General features: G+C 54.6%; 1 protein-coding gene. It reads left to right on the top strand.

Going from position 1 to position 900, the window contains the following annotated elements; genetic code table 11:
• Positions 1 to 101: 101 nt before the first annotated feature.
• Positions 102 to 900, top strand: a 799-nt coding sequence (locus AC0KVQ_RS16480) for a DDE-type integrase/transposase/recombinase (RefSeq protein ID WP_473422285.1), incomplete at its 3' end; no start/stop codon positions are given.

Raw genomic sequence — 900 nt, forward strand, 5'->3', positions numbered from 1 at the left:
TGTCTAGTTTCGTACGATCATATCTCGCAACGTATCCTGAAACTTGCCACTGCGCGCGAGGTTTTGGGTAGTCTTCTGGCAGACCTCAAGGCTCAGAGATTATGATCGTCCGATTACACAAACAAGCCCGTACCACACCTGCCATCCGCGCTGAAATCCAGGCCGCGCCTGCCTCTGTTTCCAACCCGGAGTTGGCCGAGCGCTATGGCGTTACGCTTCCGACCATCCGCAAGTGGCGCAACCGACAGTCTGTTGAAGATCGGTCGCATACAGCCCACCGCCTTCAAACCACGCTGACGACCGCACAGGAATTGATTGCCGTCGAGTTGCGCAAAATGCTCAAACTCACACTGGATGATTTACTGGTCGTCGTACGTGAATTTCTCACCCCCCATGTTTCTCGAGCCGGTCTGGCGCGGTGCCTGAATCGCTATGGTGTGAACCGCCTGCGCGATCTGGAGCCTGTTCCGGTAACCACGCCAAGCGCCAAACCTTTTAAAGACTACGAACCCGGCTTTGTGCATGTGGATGTCAAATATCTGCCCCAGATGCCGGATGAGACCTGCCGGCGCTATCTGTTCGTTGCAATTGATCGTGCAACGCGCTGGGTTTTCGTGCAAATTCGCCCCCACAAGACCGCAGCCACTGCTCGCGCATTTCTCTCGGCTCTGTCGAAGGCGGCTCCTTTCAAGATCAACATCTTGCTGACCGACAATGGCAGCGAATTTACCGACCGGTTATTCAACAAGCAGAAGCAGGCCAGCGGTGAACATGAATTTGATCAACTTTGTGCTGCCCTCAACATCGAACATCGCCTGACCAAGCCTAAACACCCACAAACCAATGGCATGGTTGAACGGTTCAATGGCCGAATCGCGGATGTGCTGGCCACGCATCGTT

This window comes from Formivibrio sp. oc-25, from assembly GCF_055810895.1.